The sequence below is a fragment of the uncultured Flavonifractor sp. genome, from assembly GCF_944385615.1.
In the GTDB taxonomy this organism is placed as follows: Bacteria; Bacillota; Clostridia; order Oscillospirales; family Oscillospiraceae; genus Flavonifractor.
The window spans coordinates 46730-63575 of the sequence record NZ_CALWXV010000005.1; the positions used below are offsets into that span (position 1 = coordinate 46730).

Sequence of the window (16846 nt, forward strand, 5' to 3'; positions counted from 1 at the left end):
CTCAAACAAAAAGCGCCGTGGAATCCAGAATGATTCCACGGCGCTTTTTCTCTATTCAATCGTCCAGCCCGGCAGGACCCGCGCTCTCCTTCCGTACCTGGGCCAGGTAGCGGTAAACGGTGGCCTGGGAGCATCCCAGAGCGTCCGCCACCTCCTTGACCGCCCCTTTCAGTAAAAAGATGCCCTGAGGCTCCAGGGCGGCCACGATTCCCAGCCGCTCGTCGGCGTCCAGCTGATCGGCGGTCAGGTCCATGCGCTTCAGCTCCCGGGCCACAGCGTCTCCCGCCACCTCCCGGATGGAGTTGTGAAACCGCTCAGTAGAGGGGGCGTCCTGTCGGGCATGGGTCCTCTGGCCCGCGTCAAACTGGAAGCTGGTCTCCACCATGCTGTCCCGGTGGCAGAGCTGGAGCACCTGCTGGATGACCGCCTCATAGCGGCTGTCGTCAAAATTGACGCACAGCATACCCACCAGCTCCTCACCATCCTTGATAAAAAAGGTGGAGGAGCGCAGGGCCTTTCCCGAAGCCGATACGCCGGGATAGTGGAGCATGTACTCCATGCGGTCATAGCTTTGGTCTTTCAGCACCTTCAGCGCCACATTGGTCAGGGGGGCCCCCACCTCCCGGCCGCTGATGTGGTTGTTGGCAATGGCAATAATGGAATGGTCCTTGTTGGTCAGATCGTGGAGGGCTACCTCATAATCCGGCCCCAGGACCCGGCCCAAAAATTCAGTCAGTCTGATATAATGGGAAAGCAGCGGGTTGCCCATACGCTCACCTCTCATCTGGTTGAGTGTATCGCGGAGGATAGAGACAGTATAGCGGATTTCCACCGGTTTGGCAAACCAAAATGATAAATTTTTCTCACAATGTTAAAGAAGAAGGGGTATGAAACCGGATATTACGGTATGGCGATGGAAAATGATTGACATTTTGGATTTGTGGTGATAAATTTATCTCAGAATTTGAAGGGAGGCAACCCCACATGAAGAACATTGTCAACACCAATCAGGCTCCTGCCGCCATCGGCCCCTACGCCCAGGCTGTGGCCATTGACGGGCTCATCATCACCTCCGGCCAGCTGCCCATCAATCCCGCCACCGGCGCGTTCCCCGAGGGCATTGCCGAGCAGACCCGTCAGTCCCTCACCAACGTGAAGGCCATTCTGGCCGAGGCCGGTGTGAGCATGGACCAGGTCATCAAGACCACCGTGTTCCTCAGCGATATGAACAACTTTGGCGCCATGAACGAGGTGTACGCCACCTTCTTCAGCGAGGGCAACTATCCCGCCCGTTCCGCCGTAGAAGTGGCCCGTCTGCCCAAGGACGCTCTGGTGGAGATCGAGGTCATTGCCGTCAAGTAATTGGGACCCGGAAGGTGTCCTTGCTCTGCGTTCCTTCCGCGCCTTTCTGAAACCCTGAACGGCACTCAATTTGACGCCGCTGCATCGCGGGGAAGTATGCAGAGTAAATGCAATGGAGGCGCCCACGAGCTCACCAGACAGTTCGTTGGGCGCCTTTTCTTGAATCATTCAATCTTTTGAGAGGAAGGAGGGGCTGCCATGTCAAGTTTTGACCCCGAGCTCAACAATGCCAGGGACGGATTCAGCAGCAAGCTGGGCTTTATCCTGGCCTGTATCGGCTCCGCGGTGGGTATGGCCAACATCTGGCGCTTCCCCTATATGGTTGCCACGTACGGCGGCATGACCTTTTTGCTTCCGTACTTCTTGTTTGTAATCCTCATCGGCGCCTCCGGCGTCATGGAGGAATTTGCCCTGGGCCGCTGGGGCGGCGCGGGCCCCGTGGGCTCCTTCGGCAAGGCCACCCAGGAGCGGATGGGCAAGCGGACGGTGGGAGAGGCCATCGGCGTTCTGCCGGTCATCGGCTCCATGGGCCTGGCTATCGGCTACTCGGTGGTCATGGGCTGGATCTTCAAGTATGCCAAAATGAGCCTCACCGGCCAGCTGTTTGCCCTGGGACAGGACCCGGCCGCCATCGGCGGCACCTTTGGAGCGGCCGCCCCCGAGGCCAAAACGCTGGGAGAGGCCGTCCAGATGATGCTCCAAAACGGTATTTTCGGCATCGGCAACGGCGTTTGGATCATTGTGGCCGTTCTGGTGTCCGCCGTTATCATGGCTCTGGGGGTGGCCGGGGGCATCGAGCGGGCCTGCCGGGTCATGATCCCCCTGCTGTTCGTTCTGTTCCTGCTGCTGGCGGTGTATATCGCTACCCTGCCCGGCGCGGGGGAAGGCTACCGCTTCATCTTTACTCTGGAACCCCAGGGACTGCTGGACTGGAAGCTGTGGATCTACGCTTTTGGACAGGCTTTTTTCTCCCTGTCGGTGGCGGGCAACGGCTCGGTCATCTACGGCTCCTACCTGAGCAAGAAGGTGGAGCTCTCCTCCTCTGCCCGCAATGTGGCGGTATTTGACACCCTGGCCGCTCTGGTGGCTATGTTTGTCATCATCCCCGCCATGGCCACCACGGGCAGCGAGCTGACCGACAAGGGCCCCGGCCTGATGTTTGTGGCTCTGCCCGGCGTATTCAACGGCATGGGAGGGATCGGCTGGGCCATCAGCGCCTTCTTCTTCGTTGCCGTTTTGTTTGCGGGCACCACCTCCATCATCAACCTGTACGAGACCCCTGTGGCCTTTTTGCAGGAGAAGGGGAAGCTGGGCCGCCTGCCCTCTGTGCTGGTGGTCCACGCCATCGGTTTGGTGGTGGCTCTGCTCATCCAGCCCTGGACCTCCCAGTGGATGGACATGGTGTCCATCTATATCTGTCCCTTCGGGGCGGCCCTGGCCGGGATCATGTTCTTCTGGGTCATGAAGAAACAGACCGCCCTGGATGCCGTCAATCAGGGCGCCCATAAGCCCATCGGCGGCTGGTTCCACCCCTTTGGCAAGTGGGTTTATGTGCCGCTGTGCATTGTGGCCCTGGTGGCCGGCGCCGCTCTGGGCGGCATCGGCTGATGAGCCGCCCAAATCCAACCAATGACAAGGGTCTGCTGCAAACGTGTGCAGCAGGCCCTTGCTGTTTTTTCCTCCTACAAGACCAGGGTAAGGGGTGTAAAATTTATCCGGGATGGCCCGGCTATATTGGCAGGAAAAACGAAATGTGGTATGATTAAAAAAATGCCCGCCGCGCATGGGGTGGGGATCGTACTCGGTGGAAAACTGAGAAAAAATTGGGGGCGCCGCCCACAGATTGCGGTGCGCCCATGAGGGAAAGGGGAACCGTCATGACAGAGATATCCGCGCTGCTTCAGGCACTGGAGGAAGGAAAGCTGGACCAGACGCTAAGCACCCTGAGCTGCCGGGGGGAGGCGGGACTGCCCGCCGCCCGGGCCAGAGTGGCCGCGTTGACCGAGGGCTATCGCAAGGCGTTTGGAAAGGGGGCGGAGGCCCAGGCCGCCATTTTGTCCGCACCGGGCCGCACCGAGATCTGCGGCAACCACACCGATCACCAGCGTGGCCGGGTGCTGGCTGCGGCGGTGAATCTGGACTTTCTGGCCTGCGCCGCCCCCAACGGCACCAACACCATCCGCTTCCAGTCGGAGGGCTGGCCTATGGTGGAGGTGACCCTGGACGGAGACGGCCCCCGGGACGGGGAAAAGGAGAGCACCTATGCCCTGGTGCGGGGCATGGCCGACCGGGTGGCCCAGCTGGGCTATTCGGTGGGGGGCTTTGACGCCTATGCCGTCTCCGACGTGCTGCCCGGTTCCGGTCTGTCCTCTTCGGCGGCCTGTGAGGTGCTGCTGGGGGTCATCCTCAACCACCTGTTCTGTCAGGACAAGCTGGACCCGGTGGCCATTGCCCAGATGGGCCAGTACGCCGAAAACGTCTACTTCGGCAAGCCCAGCGGTCTGATGGACCAGATGGCCTCCTCGGTGGGCGGCGCCGTGGCCATCGACTTCGGCGACCCGGACAAGCCGCTCATCCGCCCCATGAAGGTGGACCTGAACGCTCAGGGCTACGCTCTGTGCATCATCGACTCCGGGGCCGACCACGCCGACCTGACCGCCGAGTATGCCGCCATTCCCCAGGAGATGAAGGCGGTGGCCGCCTTCTTTGGCAAAGAGGTACTCCATGAGGTGGCCGAAGAGGAGGTCTTTGCCAATATCCCCGCCCTGCGCAAGGAAGTGGGCGACCGGGCGGTGCTGCGGGCCCTCCACTTCTATGCCGACGACAAGCGGGTGGCGCAGGAGGCCGACGCCCTGGAGCAGGGAGACTTTGACGCCTTCCTGGCCCTGGTCAAGGAGTCGGGCCAGTCCTCCTGGATGTACTTACAGAACATCGCCCCCGCCGGTGCGGTACGGGAGCAGGCCATGGCGGTGGCCCTGGCGGCGGCCCAGCGGGCTCTGAACGGCAGAGGGGCCTTCCGGGTCCACGGCGGCGGCTTTGCCGGTACCATTCAGGCTTTTGTGCCCCTGGACGGGCTGGAGGCCTTCCGCAGCCAGGTAGAGGCCGTGCTGGGCCAGGGGGCCTGTCATGTGCTGTCCATCCGCCCGGTGGGCGGCGCGGTGGTTTGGCCGTAAGGGATAAGGAGGAAAACATCATGGAACGCAATGAAGCCATTTTTCAGCTGGTAACCTATGCCCTGCGCAAGGAATTGATTCAGCCCTGTGAGGAGCTCTGGGCAGTCAACACCCTGCTGGCCGCTTTGAAGCTGGACAGCTATACCCCGCCGGAGGGGGAAGCCCCGGCGGACATCGACCTGCCCGCTGTGTTGGACGCCCTGACCGACGACGCCTATGCCCGGGGTGTGCTGGAGGAAAACTCCATCGTCTACCGGGATCTGTTTGACACCGGCCTGATGGGGGCCCTCACCCCCCGGCCCGCCCAGGTCATTGCGCAATTCCAGGCCCTGCGGCAGGAGGACCCCAAGAAGGCCACCGACTGGTACTATCAGTTCAGCCAGGATACCAACTACATCCGCCGGGACCGGATCGCCAAGGACGTGCAGTGGAAGGCCCCCACCGAGTACGGCGAGCTGGACATCACCATCAACCTGTCCAAGCCGGAGAAGGACCCCAAGGCCATTGCCGCCGCCCGCAACCTGCCCGCCTCCGCCTATCCCCGGTGCCAGCTGTGCGCGGAGAACGAGGGATACGCCGGCCGGGTCAACCACCCCGCCCGGCAGAACCACCGCATCGTCCCCATCACCATCAACGACTCCCCCTGGTTCTTGCAGTACTCCCCCTACGTCTACTACAATGAGCACTGCATCTGTCTCAACAGCGTCCACACCCCCATGAAGATCGACAAGGCCTGCTTCGGCAAGCTGCTGGACTTTGTGGGGCAGTTCCCCCACTACTTTGTGGGCTCCAACGCTGACCTGCCCATCGTGGGCGGCTCCATCCTGGCCCACGACCACTTCCAGGGCGGCCGGTACACCTTCGCCATGGAAAAGGCCCCGGTGGAGACCCCCGTCACCTTCCCCGGCTATGAGGATGTACAGGCGGGCATCGTCAAGTGGCCCATGTCGGTGGTGCGTATCACCTGCGCCGACCCCCAGCGGCTCATTGACCTGGCCGACCATATCCTGACCCTGTGGCGGAGTTATACCGACGAGAGCGCCTTCATCTACGCCGAGACCGACGGCGAACCCCACAACACCATCACCCCCATCGCCCGCCGCCGGGGGGAGGACTACGAGCTGGACCTGGTGCTGCGCAACAATATCACCACCAAGGAGCACCCCCTGGGCGTCTATCACCCCCACGCCGAGCTCCACCACATCAAGAAGGAGAACATTGGCCTCATCGAGGTCATGGGTCTGGCCGTTCTCCCCGCCCGGCTCAAGACCGAGCTGGCGGCGGTGGCCGACAAGCTGTCCGCCGGAGCGGACCTGCGGGCCGATCCTCTCACCGCCGCCCACGCCGATTGGGCCGAGGGGTTCCAGGGCAAATACGACATCACCAAAGACAACGCGCTGGATGTGGTCTATAAGGAGACCGGCCTGGTCTTTGCCAAGGTGCTGGAGCACGCCGGCGTGTATGCCCGCACGCCGGAGGGGAAGGAAGCCTTCCTGCGGTTCTTGAGAAAGGTGTGACCCATGGCAAAGTGGACAAAAGAACCCTTTGGCGTCACCGCCAGCGGAAAGGAAGTGGAGCAGTGGACCGCCCAGGCAGGTAACTACACCGCCAAGGTCCTCACCTACGGCGGTATCCTCCGCAGCTTTCAGGTGGAGGACCGGGACGTGGTGCTGGGATGCGACACTCTGGCGGCCTATGAGAAGCAGGACAAGTATTTCGGCGCTCTGGTGGGCCGGGTGGCCAATCGCATTGGCGGAGCGGCCTTCGACCTGAACGGGGTCCACTATCCGCTGGCGGTCAACAACGGCCCCAACTGCCTCCACGGCGGCATCCACGGCTTCCACCAGGCGGTGTGGCAGGCACAGGTGCGGGAGGACAAGCTGGTGCTCTCTCTCACCAGTCCCGACGGAGAGGAGGGCTTCCCCGGTATCCTCCAGGTACAGGTCAGCTACGATCTGACCGCTGACGGGGCCCTTACCCTGGATTACTGGGCCAAAAGCGATCAGGATACCCTGTGTAATCTGACCAACCACAGCTATTTCAACCTGATGGGCCACGCCTACGGCTCCCTGGAGGGCCAGCGGGTACAGGTCTATGCCAGCGCCATCACCGAGAATGACCCCGACAGCACCCCCACCGGCGCACTGCTGGCGGTGGACGGCACCCCCTTTGATCTGCGGATCCCCCGGGAGTTTTTGCAGGGGCTGGCTATGGAGCACCCCCAGCTCACCCTGGGCAACGGCTACGACCACAATTTTGTGCTGCGGACCCAGCCGGTGTCCCCTCTGGGGCTGGCGGCCCGGGTCACCGGCGGCGGCCTGTGTCTGGAGTGCTACACCACCCAGCCCGGTCTTCAGCTCTACACCGCCAACTATCTGGACGGAGAGCCCGGCAAGGACGGGGCGGTATATGGGCCTCGTTCGGCCTTCTGCCTGGAGACCCAGGGGTGGCCCGACGCCATCCACCACAGCGCCTTCCCCAGCCCCATCCTGCGGGCGGGCGAGGAGTACCGCCACACCACCGTTTACCGGCTGGCCACCCTGTCCGGCTAAACAGCCCTATCCTACACAAAAGCCTGACCTGCCGCACGGCAGGTCAGGCTTTTTCTGTTCAAAGAGTATTGGTGTCCAGCAGGTTCTCCCGCTCCCGGTCCATCTGGGCCAAGCGCTCGTCCAGATCCTGCCGGGCGGCGGTGAGGGAGCGCAAGGCGGCGGTCAGCTTCATCCGGGCCTCCGATATCCCATACTGGGCCTTTTTGATGCTGGACTGGACATACCAGTCGGAGAAAATGTCGTCAAAAAAGTAGTCGGCAAAGGTGGCGAACTCCCCAATCTGGATGCTGGGCACCTCCAGACGGCCCACGTCGGCCAGTTCAGTACGGAAGTCGGACAAAGCCCGCTGGGCGGCCCGGATGCTGGACTGGGCGCTGTCCAGCCGGTCGTGCTTGGCCATAGTGGCGACGAGCCCACCCCCCAGCATATCCCAGGTCCCCCAGCTCCGGGCGCTGTCCAGATCGTCCTGGACATGGCCCAACAGGCGCTTGGCGTTTTCTCCGGCGGAGATGGCCTCCCTCAGCTCCTTTTGCTGGTGGAGCAGCTCTGTCTGTTCCCGGTCCAGCGCCACCAGCCGCTCTCCCCGGGGGCCTCCCATGGATTTGACCAGCTGAGCCTTCTCTTCCCACAGGTCCTCCAGCTGGCTGGGGGCGGAGAGCAGGCCCTCCCGCTCCCGGATCAGATCGCTTAACTTGCGCTCCAGATAGTCCAGATCAGACCGGGCCTGTTCATACTGGCATTTGGCGGCCATGGCCTCCCTTCGCTCCTGGTCCAGCCGCTCCTCCTTGTCCCCGGTGAGGGAGAGCAGCAGAGCCCGCAGTCCTCCCTTTTCCAGCTTGTCCACATCGTCCTGCTCCTTGCGGAAGATGGCGGCGGTCTCCTCCACCTTGGCCTGCCGCTCTCCCCGCTGGCGGTAGAGCTCTTCAATCTGGGCGGCCAGCTGCTTCCGGCGGGCCTCGGCGGCGGTAAGCCGCGCGATGGCCTGGTCGATCTCCTGTAGGCGCTCTCTCATTCTATCCTCCCCTTTCTCCCTTGATTTTACACAGACCGCTTCCATTGGGCAAGGAAAACCGCTGGACTTGCCAGTAAAAACCGGGTAAAATATGGGTTACAACGCTTTTACAAAGGAGAGGCCTATGGACGCCATCATTCAGATACTGGCCCGGGAACTGGGCCAAAAGGAAACCTACATTCAAAACGTGGTGGAGCTCATCGACGAGGGCAACACCATTCCCTTTATCGCCCGCTACCGCAAAGAGCTCCACGGAGCCATGGACGACACCACCCTGCGCACCCTGGCCGACCGGCTGCAATACCTGCGCAACCTGGACAAGCGGCGGGCGGAGGTCAAGGCCGCCATTGAAAACCAGGGCAAGCTGACCGAGGAGCTGTCCGCCGCCATTGACGCAGCTGCCACCCTGGCGGAGGTGGAGGACCTGTACCGTCCTTACAAGCAGAAGCGGCGCACCCGGGCCACCATGGCAAAGGAAAAGGGACTGGAGCCCCTGGCCGACCTGCTCTTTGCCCAGGCCATGGACGACCCCGCCCCGGAACAGGCCGCCCAGGACTACATCGACCCCGAGAAGGGGGTGGAGACGACGGAAGCCGCCCTCCAGGGGGCCAGCGATATCATTGCCGAGCAGATCTCCGACGACGCCAATATCCGCAAGCTGCTGCGGGAGCTGGTGTGGAAAAAGGGCTGTCTGGTGTCCGCCGCCGCGGCCAAGGAGCCGGAGGACACGGTGTACCGGCTGTATTACGACTTCAAAGCCCCTCTGAACCGGGTCCAGGGCCATCAGGTGCTGGCCATCAACCGGGGCGAGCGGGAAGAGGTGCTGAAAGTAGGGGTGGATATGGACCGGGAAGCCGCCCTGATCCCCGTCCGGCGGCAGGTGCTCCGCCCCGGCGCCCCCGCCATGGCCTTTGTACGCGCCGCCGCCGAGGATGCCTATGACCGGCTGATCTGGCCCTCGGTGGAGCGGGAAATGCGCAATCTCCTCACCGAGCAGGCCGACGAGGGGGCTATCAAGATGTTCGGCCTCAACCTCAAGCCCCTGCTGATGCAGCCGCCGGTAAAGGGCTTTGTCACCATGGGCCTGGACCCGGGCTACCGCAACGGCTGCAAAGTGGCGGTGGTGGACGGCACCGGCAAGGTGCTGGACACGGCGGTGGTCTATCCCACCTTCAGCGAGAAGAAAAAGCAGGAGGCCATTGAAATACTGGCCGGGCTCATCCGTAAGCACGGGGTGGCCCATATCGCCATCGGCAACGGCACCGCCAGCCGGGAGACCGAACAGATGACGGTGGAGCTCATCAAGCAGCTGGGGGGCGGGGTGAGCTATATGATCGTCAACGAGGCGGGGGCCAGCGTCTATTCCGCCTCCAAGCTGGCGGCGGAGGAGTTCCCCGACTACGACGTGAACCTGCGAAGCGCCGTATCCATTGCCCGGCGGCTTCAGGACCCCCTGGCCGAGCTGGTAAAGATCGACCCCAAGTCCATCGGCGTGGGCCAGTACCAGCACGACATGCCCCAGGCCCGGCTGGACGAGACGTTGGAGGGCGTGGTGGAGGACTGCGTCAACGCGGTGGGTGTGGACCTGAACACCGCCTCCGCTCCCCTTTTGTCCTATGTGGCGGGTCTGAACAACACCACCGCCAAAAACATCGTCAAGTACCGGGAGGAAAACGGCGTCTTTACCACCCGCAAGGGAGTTCTGAAGGTGCCCAAGCTGGGGCCCAAGGCCTTTGAGCAGTGCGCTGGATTTCTGCGGGTGCCTGAGAGCAAGAACGTGCTGGACCACACCGGAGTCCACCCGGAGAGCTATGAGGCGGCCCAGAAGCTGCTGGAGCTGTGCGGCTACACCCTGAAAGATGTGGCGGCGGGCGGCCTTTCGGAGCTGGGAGAGCGGGTGGAGCACTATGGCCCGGAGCAGGCGGCTCAGGCCTGCGGCGTGGGCCTGCCCACCCTGCGGGATATTGTAAAGGAGCTGCTCAAGCCCGGCCGGGACCCCCGGGACGAGCTGCCCAAGCCCATCCTGCGCACCGATGTGATGGAGATGAAGGACCTGAAGTCGGGGATGGAGCTGACCGGCACCGTGCGCAACGTCATCGACTTTGGGGTGTTTGTGGACATCGGGGTCCACCAGGACGGGCTGGTCCACATCTCTCAGCTGTCCAGCCGCCGGGTGCGCCACCCCAGCGAGGTATGCGCCGTGGGGGATATCGTCACCGTCTGGGTGCTGGAGGTGGACGAAAAGAAGAAGCGCATCGGCCTGACCATGAAAAAGCCGAAGGAGGGGACGGTATGATCCTCAGCTTTGAAGCGGCGGGCGACCTGCTGGACCAGATGGCGGAGGAGTTCCCCGAGGCATTTTACCGGGACCTGAACGGCGGCATCTCCCTGCTGCCCCAGGCCAAGGAGGACCCGGAGGGCACGCTGGAGGACCTCTATATCATGGGAGAGTACCACAACGACATGATGGGCCGGTACATCAACCTCTATTACGGCTCCTTCGCCGCTCTGGCGGAGCGGGAGGACTGGACCGAGGAGGACTGGGAGGACGAGCTGTACACCACCCTCTCCCATGAGTTCACCCACCATGTGGAGGGTCTGGCTGGCGAGCGCGGCCTGGAGATCAAGGACGAGCTGGAGATGGAGGAATACCGCAGAGAGCAAACCTGACAAAACCGGATCTATAAAAAGCCGCCCCGGAGAGACACATGAAATGTGTTCTTCTCCAGGGCGGCTTGTTTTTTGATTTATGGACAGCACCCGCAGCGCTGGCAGGCGGAGGGAGCGGTGGCACAGCCTCCCAGGGCGGTCTCCCGCAGCTCGGCGGGAATTCGGCGGCCTACCCGGTACATGGCGGACAGCATCTCGTCAAAGGGAATGAGCTGCCAGACGCCGCTGAGGGCGATCTCCGCGGCGATGAGGGCGTTTGCCACACCCGCGGCATTGCGGTTTTGACAGGGGTATTCCACCAGCCCGCCCACCGGGTCGCACACCAGGCCCAGCATATTCATGAGCACGGTGGAGGCGGCGCTGAGGCACTGTTCCGGCTCCCCGCCCATCAGCTCCACCGCAGCGGAGGCGGCCATGGCGGCGGCAACGCCCACCTCAGCCTGGCAGCCGCCCACCGCGCCCGCCACCGTGGCGTTGCGCATGGCCAGATACCCGATGGCCCCGGCGTTGAATAGCCCGTCGATCAGCCGCTCGTCCGAGATGTGGAAGATCTCCTGTAAAGCCAGCAGCAGACCGGGCACCACGCCGGAAGAACCGGCGGTGGGAGCGGCTACAATGAGGCCCATGGAGGCGTTGACCTCCAGCACAGCCATGGCGTAGGTGATGGCCTTTTGAAGCACCGGCCCGCAGATGTCCTCCTTCTGGGCTGCATGGGCGGTCAGACGCTTTGCCTCGCCGCCGATGAGCCCACCCATGGACCGGACCGGATGCTCTAGAGGAATGGTGGCCGACTGGCGCATGATCTCCAGCACCCTTGTCATGCGCCGGGTGACCGTCTCCACCGTGGTCTCCCCCAGCACACACTCCCGGCGGCGCATGATCTCAGAGATGGAACAGCCCTCCTGCTGGCACAGAGCCAGCAGTTCATTGGCATTTTTGAAGTTCATGACAGCGCCTCCTTACGACTGGACGATCATCACGTCCCGGACATGGGGATTGGTTTTCAGCTCTCCGGCAATGCCCTCGGGCAGGGTGCCGTCCGACTCAATGATACTGTACGCCGTATCCCCCTTGCCCTCCCGGAACAGGCGCATGAAGGCGATGTTGACGTTGTGGTCGCTGAGGACCTTGGTGATATGGGCCACCACCCCGGGCTTGTCCTGATGGACCGCGATGACCGAGGCGTATTCCCCGGTAAAATCCACGTGGACGCCGTTGATCCGCACAATACGCACCTTTCCGCCGCCCAGAGACTCCCCCCGCACAGTCATACGCTGCCCGGCGGCGTTTTCCATACGGATATCCACCGTATTGGGGTGGACCTCTGTCTTCGTCTCGTCAGGGGTGAAGGAGAAGGCCAGCCCCCGCTCCTCAGCAATCCGGAAGGAGTCCCGGATGGACAGATCATCGGTAGGAAAACCCATGATCCCGCCCAGCAGGGCCCGGTCGGTACCGTGTCCACGATAGGTCTTGGCGAAGGAGCCGTAGAGGGTAAAATCCACCTGTTTCAGCGGCGGGGCCAGCAGCTTGTGGGCCAGGTTGGCGATGACCACCGCTCCGGCGGTGTGGGAGCTGGAGGGGCCAATCATATTGGGGCCCAGTACGTCAAACACGCTGATAAACGACATCAAATCACTCCTTGCGGCGGAAATGTGGGCAGCAATACAGAAACGGCCGCCGAACGGCGGCCGTTAGCTTCTCAAACAAGCCTCGCAGAGTTCCGCCGCCCGCAGGCGGCGGAATCAAATCAGAATCCGTCCTTTCCGGGGACATGCGCCTCGGAAAGGACACTTCTCATGACGAATGGGGTGACAATTTCGCAAGAAATCGAGCCCCATCCGTCATGCAGCCCTTTGTCGAAAAAGACCTACAGTCTTTTTCGACAGTTTCAAACGGCCGCCAAACGGCGGCCGTTTGAGATTAAAAGAAAGCTCTTACAGGGGCTCGCTCACCACTTCAGCCTTGATGAGGTTGGTGGTACCGGACTTGCCCAGAGGCACGCCGGCGGTGATAACCACGGTCTCGCCGGGCTTGACCAGACCCTCTTTCCGGGCCACGTCCACAGCCATGGAGAACATCCGGTCGGTGGAATCCACCTCGCCGGACAGCAGGGGCTTCACGCCCCAGGAGATGGCCAGCTGACGGCGGGTAGACTCGGTCTGACACAGAGCCACGATGGGGCAGGCGGGACGGAAGCGGGAGATCATCTTGGCGGTATAGCCGGACTTGGTGGCGGCCAGGATGGCGGAGGCCTCCAGGTCCATGGCGGTCAGGCAGCAGGAGTGGGTGATAGCGTCGTTGATGCCGGTGATGTCGGGCAGCAGGTTGCGCTCCCGGAAGCGGTTCCAGTAGCGGATAGAGGTCTCGGCGGAGGTCACCACGTCCACCATGGTCTGGAGGGCGTTGATGGGATACTTGCCGGAGGCGGTCTCGCCGGAGAGCATCACGCAGGAGGTACCGTCAAACACGGCGTTGGCCACGTCGGACACCTCGGCACGGGTGGGCCGGGGATTGCGGATCATGGAGTCCAGCATCTGGGTGGCGGTGATGACGGGCTTGCCCTGACGGATGGTGGCCTTAATCATTCTCTTCTGAAGGATGGGCACCTCGTGAGCGGGGATCTCCACGCCCAGGTCGCCGCGGGCCACCATGACGCCGTCGGCGGCGGCAATGATGGCGTCCAGGTTGTCCACACCCTCACGGTTCTCGATCTTGGCGATGATGCGGATATTCTCGCCGCCCTCGTGCTTGCGCAGCTCGGCGCGGATGTCCTCCACGTCGCTGGCCTTGCGGACGAAAGAAGCCGCGATGAAGTCAAAGTCGTTCTCGGCGGCAAACTTCAAATCGTCCTTATCCTTCTCGGTGAGGGAGGGCAGCATGATGCTCACGTTGGGGATGTTGATGGACTTATTATTGGACAGGGGGCCGCCGTTCTCCACGGTGCAGCGGATGTTGTGGCCTTCCACCTTCTCCACCAGCAGCTCGATCAGGCCGTCATCCACCAGGATGCGGCAGCCGGGACCCACTTCCTCATGCAGGTTCAGATAAGTGACGGACACCTGCGTCTCATTACCCTCCACCTCGTCGGTGCTCAGGGTAAAGGCCTGGCCCTTCTCCAGGGTCACGGGACCGTTGACAAAGGACTTGATACGGATCTCAGGCCCCTTGGTATCCAGAATGGTGGCCACCGGACGGCCCAGGGTGTCCCGGACGGACTTCAGCATGGTCAGCCGGGCCAGCTGCTCGGCATGGCTGCCGTGGGAGAAGTTGAAGCGGGCGGCGTCCATACCAGACAGAATGAGCTGGCGGATGGTCTCCTCATTGTCCACAGCGGGACCCAGGGTGCAGATGATTTTAGTCTTTCTCATTTCCTACCTCCATAACAGGCACTTAAAAATAGAACTCTAAAAAATCCGGGATTATCATACACCAATCCGCCGGTTTTGCATAGAGGGAATTTTCATTTTACCCACTTTCCGGAGTTTTCCATCCCATTTTTCAAGAAAATATTCAGAAAAAGCTCTAAAAAAAGGCTGTTCCATAACTTTGGAACAGCCTTTTCCTCAAATTTTTTCTCCTTCTTCCGCCTTTTTCTCCGGAAAAAAACGCAAAAAATACCAAAAGTTTGACCAGTAAACGCCCGCTTTCAGCTGGCCCGGCGGCTATGCCGCCCCAGCCGCAAGGCGGCCAGACAGAGGGCGGCGCCGGCACAGCCGGAGATAATACAGGCCGCCAGCATCAGATTGGCGCCTCCCAGATCCAGCGTCCATCCGGCCAGCACGCCGCCCATCATACCGCCCAGGCCGTTGGAGGCCACCATCATGACTGTCTGGCCCCGCACACGGTCGGCCTGGGGCACCGACTCGTTGACAAAGTACACCGACGCCGGGGTGAAGAGACCGTACCCCAGCACCTGGATGGGCTGGACCAGCAGCACCCCCAGACAGCTGGTGGTGAGCAGCAGCAGCACCCCCTTCAGCGTACCAAAGACCATGCTCAGCAACAGCAGCTTCCCGCTGCCCAGCCGCCGGAGCAGCGGCTGAAAGAAGAAGGCGGTGGGCAGCTCAAAGGCCCCCATGAGAAACAGGGCCACCCCCAGGTCGGCCTCGCTGCCCCCCCGGCTGGTCACAATGTTCACCAAAAAGTTGGACAGGGGCATGATGCCGGTCAGCCCCAGGAACACGCCCGCCAGCATCAGGGTGAACTGGGGATTGCTCCGCAGCAGGGACAGGGCGGACTGGGGCTTAGCTCCCTCCTCCCCCAATCGGCGGGCGTTCCCCCGAAAGGCCGGGTAGGTGGCCACCAGCAGGATCTCTACCACCACCAAGGTCAGGTGGGTGACCAGAGTGCTCTCCATCCCCAACCGGCCCGCCTGAAAGCCCAGCAGGACGCACACCACCGCGTAGGCCAGGGAGCCCACCCCCCGGCCCAGACTGTAGCGGATGGGCTTTCCCTCATTGATAAACTGCACCGCCATGGCGTCCATGAGGGGATAGGAGGACACCTCCAGCCCGCCGATGACCACCCACACCAGGGTGGTCTCCCACAGGCCCATGCCCGGGGAAAGCCAGTACCAGGCCCCCGCCGCCACCGACAGCACCAGGGACAGGGTGACGATACGCTTCAGGGGCAGATCGGGATGCCGGTCGGCAAAGCCGCCCAGCAGGGGCTGGCACACAATGCCCGCCAGACAGCGCACCGCCGTCATCAGTCCCGCCTGGCTGTTGGTAAAGCCCCGCTCCAGCAGCAGGGCGGTCTGGTAGGCCACAATGGCGGCAAACATGGCCCAGAAGCCCGCCTGCATGGCGATGTAGTGATAGTCCAGCCGCCGCAGGGAGGGCTGTTTTTCCAGTCGCTCCACACCGTTCACTCCGTTTTACAAAATTCAAACATATTGTCCAGCTTCGTGGTACTGGCCGTATAGAGGGTGATGACCAGATCCGGGTCCAGCGTCCGGATGGTCTCTGTCAGATCCCCGGAGAAGGAGCGCAGGTCGATGGTGGTCAGCTCCGAGCAGGACAGGGCCAGGAAGGGGGCCAGGGCGCAGGAAAAGGACTCCCGCAGCAGCACCACCTTGGGCCCGTTGGGGTTTTTGTGGTTGGTCATGGTGGCCAGGCCGTAATCCCCGCCGGAGTAATAGGTGTAGGGATTGCCGCCAAACCAGTCCCACTCCTCCACCCGCTCAGGGAAGCACACCGAATGCTGGAACGGACCGGTGCGCTCAAAGCCCCCAGACTGGCTGGCATAGGTCAGGTTTGTCTCAAACTTCGGGGTATAGATGGTAAAATCGTCCACCCCGGCATAGAGAGAGCCCACCCGCTTGCCCTGACTGCCCAGGAAGTAGTCCTCCAGCACTGTCTTGTTCCAGTTGGCCGGGTCGGTAAAGCGGCTTGGGGTGACAAAGCCGTAGCGGTCATCCATCAGCTTGGCCAGGTGCTGCCAGGCAAAAAAGGCGGCCTCCGGTTTCCAGTGGTGGTCGGTACTGAAAAACCAGCTGGAATAGATGCCGTTGCTCTCAAAGAGAGGGCGCAGGTCAAAGTAGTCCACGCCCAGCCACTTCAGCTCCGCCAGATAGGCGTCACAATAGGCGTTGCCGTTGTCCTCCAGGCCCTTGGGCAGCAGCTCCGCCCCCCGCTGGATTTTCTGAGGGGCGGCCACATAGAGGAAGGGAATATCGGACGCTTCCAGCGCGTCGGCAAATTCCGCCGTTTTCCGGGCCCGGGCGATCACATCCTCCCCCGGCTGGGACTGGGTCCCCAGATTCACAAAATTCAGCGCACCGGTGGACAGCTTGGCCACCGAGTTATCCTCCACCATATCCTGGATCACCCGCCGGCCGGACAGCATCTGCACCCCGCCGTAGAGCTGGATAAACAGGTGGTCCCGGTCCAGGTCCTCATTGACGGCGGACTCGGCCTGGTCCAGAAAGGCGGGCACGTCCTTGTCCTGCGCAACGTTTTTGAGCAGGGCCTCAAAGCTGCCCTCCCGGCCAAGGAAGGACGTGGCCAGCAGGACAAAGCCCCCCGCCAGCAGCAGGAGAAAGAGCAGGGCGGTTATGGTATAGCGATGTTTCATGG

At 62.3% G+C, this 16846-nt stretch carries 14 protein-coding genes; 7 read left to right on the forward strand and 7 right to left on the reverse strand.

Features of this window, described 5'->3' with window-relative positions; all coding sequences use genetic code 11:
* Positions 1-55 precede the first annotated feature (55 nt).
* Positions 56-769 carry a helix-turn-helix transcriptional regulator gene (locus Q0J75_RS02845; protein WP_297196589.1) on the reverse strand — a complete coding sequence of 238 codons (714 nt, stop codon included), beginning with the start codon at positions 767-769 and terminating at the stop codon, positions 56-58.
* Between the two features lie 215 nt (positions 770-984).
* Between Q0J75_RS02845 and Q0J75_RS02850 the strand changes: the two genes are divergently transcribed.
* From Q0J75_RS02850 to Q0J75_RS02870, 5 genes are all read left to right on the forward strand, one after another.
* Positions 985-1362: a RidA family protein gene (locus Q0J75_RS02850; protein WP_297196591.1), complete on the forward strand. Its 378-nt coding sequence runs from the start codon at positions 985-987 to the stop codon at positions 1360-1362.
* A 198-nt stretch (positions 1363-1560) separates the two neighbouring features.
* Positions 1561-2970, forward strand: coding sequence for a sodium-dependent transporter (locus Q0J75_RS02855; protein ID WP_297196593.1), 1410 nt, complete (start codon positions 1561-1563; stop codon positions 2968-2970).
* Between the two features lie 269 nt (positions 2971-3239).
* Positions 3240-4535, forward strand: a complete 1296-nt coding sequence (locus Q0J75_RS02860; protein WP_297196595.1) for a galactokinase — start codon at positions 3240-3242, stop codon at positions 4533-4535.
* A 20-nt stretch (positions 4536-4555) separates the two neighbouring features.
* The gene (gene galT / locus Q0J75_RS02865; RefSeq protein ID WP_297196597.1) at positions 4556-6052 is read left to right on the forward strand and encodes a UDP-glucose--hexose-1-phosphate uridylyltransferase; all 1497 of its coding nucleotides are present in this window, start codon (positions 4556-4558) and stop codon (positions 6050-6052) included.
* 3 nt (positions 6053-6055) lie between these two features.
* Positions 6056-7087, forward strand: a complete 1032-nt coding sequence (locus Q0J75_RS02870) for an aldose epimerase family protein (RefSeq protein ID WP_297196599.1) — start codon at positions 6056-6058, stop codon at positions 7085-7087.
* A 58-nt stretch (positions 7088-7145) separates the two neighbouring features.
* Here Q0J75_RS02870 and Q0J75_RS02875 read toward each other — a convergent pair whose 3' ends face one another.
* Complete coding sequence (locus Q0J75_RS02875; protein WP_297196601.1) at positions 7146-8099, reverse strand: hypothetical protein; 954 nt, start codon at positions 8097-8099, stop codon at positions 7146-7148.
* 124 nt (positions 8100-8223) lie between these two features.
* Between Q0J75_RS02875 and Q0J75_RS02880 the strand changes: the two genes are divergently transcribed.
* Together Q0J75_RS02880 and Q0J75_RS02885 are read left to right on the forward strand one after the other, a co-directional pair.
* The gene (locus tag Q0J75_RS02880; RefSeq protein ID WP_297196603.1) at positions 8224-10395 is read left to right on the forward strand and encodes a Tex family protein; all 2172 of its coding nucleotides are present in this window, start codon (positions 8224-8226) and stop codon (positions 10393-10395) included.
* The gene (locus Q0J75_RS02885; protein ID WP_297196605.1) at positions 10392-10769 is read left to right on the forward strand and encodes a metallopeptidase family protein; all 378 of its coding nucleotides are present in this window, start codon (positions 10392-10394) and stop codon (positions 10767-10769) included. Before Q0J75_RS02880 ends, Q0J75_RS02885 begins: the two co-directional genes overlap by 4 nt.
* 77 nt (positions 10770-10846) lie before the next feature.
* Here Q0J75_RS02885 and sdaAA read toward each other — a convergent pair whose 3' ends face one another.
* The 5 genes from sdaAA to Q0J75_RS02910 form a co-directional block, all read right to left on the reverse strand.
* A complete protein-coding gene (gene sdaAA, locus Q0J75_RS02890) occupies positions 10847-11716 on the reverse strand; it encodes an L-serine ammonia-lyase, iron-sulfur-dependent, subunit alpha (RefSeq protein WP_297196607.1) in 870 nt (289 codons plus the stop codon).
* Between the two features lie 12 nt (positions 11717-11728).
* On the reverse strand, positions 11729-12397 hold the full coding sequence (gene sdaAB, locus Q0J75_RS02895; RefSeq protein ID WP_297196609.1) for an L-serine ammonia-lyase, iron-sulfur-dependent subunit beta: 669 nt from the start codon (positions 12395-12397) through the stop codon (positions 11729-11731).
* Positions 12398-12703: 306 nt separating this feature from the next.
* A complete protein-coding gene (pyk, locus tag Q0J75_RS02900; protein ID WP_297196611.1) occupies positions 12704-14137 on the reverse strand; it encodes a pyruvate kinase in 1434 nt (477 codons plus the stop codon).
* Between the two features lie 278 nt (positions 14138-14415).
* On the reverse strand, positions 14416-15630 hold the full coding sequence (locus tag Q0J75_RS02905) for an MFS transporter (protein WP_297196613.1): 1215 nt from the start codon (positions 15628-15630) through the stop codon (positions 14416-14418).
* 5 nt (positions 15631-15635) lie between these two features.
* Entirely contained in the window at positions 15636-16844 is a 1209-nt protein-coding gene (locus Q0J75_RS02910) for a DHHW family protein (protein WP_297196614.1), read from the reverse strand.
* Positions 16845-16846 lie beyond the last annotated feature (2 nt).

Bases quoted from the DNA above. Each gene is read 5' to 3' on its own strand.
- Q0J75_RS02845 (WP_297196589.1), bottom strand. From the start codon at position 769: ATGGGCAACCCGCTGCTTTCCCATTATATCAGACTGACTGAATTTTTG.
- Q0J75_RS02850 (WP_297196591.1), top strand. From the start codon at position 985: ATGAAGAACATTGTCAACACCAATCAGGCTCCTGCCGCCATCGGCCCC.
- Q0J75_RS02855 (WP_297196593.1), top strand. From the start codon at position 1,561: ATGTCAAGTTTTGACCCCGAGCTCAACAATGCCAGGGACGGATTCAGC.
- Q0J75_RS02860 (WP_297196595.1), top strand. From the start codon at position 3,240: ATGACAGAGATATCCGCGCTGCTTCAGGCACTGGAGGAAGGAAAGCTG.
- galT (WP_297196597.1), top strand. From the start codon at position 4,556: ATGGAACGCAATGAAGCCATTTTTCAGCTGGTAACCTATGCCCTGCGC.
- Q0J75_RS02870 (WP_297196599.1), top strand. From the start codon at position 6,056: ATGGCAAAGTGGACAAAAGAACCCTTTGGCGTCACCGCCAGCGGAAAG.
- Q0J75_RS02875 (WP_297196601.1), bottom strand. From the start codon at position 8,099: ATGAGAGAGCGCCTACAGGAGATCGACCAGGCCATCGCGCGGCTTACC.
- Q0J75_RS02880 (WP_297196603.1), top strand. From the start codon at position 8,224: ATGGACGCCATCATTCAGATACTGGCCCGGGAACTGGGCCAAAAGGAA.
- Q0J75_RS02885 (WP_297196605.1), top strand. From the start codon at position 10,392: ATGATCCTCAGCTTTGAAGCGGCGGGCGACCTGCTGGACCAGATGGCG.
- sdaAA (WP_297196607.1), bottom strand. From the start codon at position 11,716: ATGAACTTCAAAAATGCCAATGAACTGCTGGCTCTGTGCCAGCAGGAG.
- sdaAB (WP_297196609.1), bottom strand. From the start codon at position 12,397: ATGTCGTTTATCAGCGTGTTTGACGTACTGGGCCCCAATATGATTGGC.
- pyk (WP_297196611.1), bottom strand. From the start codon at position 14,137: ATGAGAAAGACTAAAATCATCTGCACCCTGGGTCCCGCTGTGGACAAT.
- Q0J75_RS02910 (WP_297196614.1), bottom strand. From the start codon at position 16,844: ATGAAACATCGCTATACCATAACCGCCCTGCTCTTTCTCCTGCTGCTG.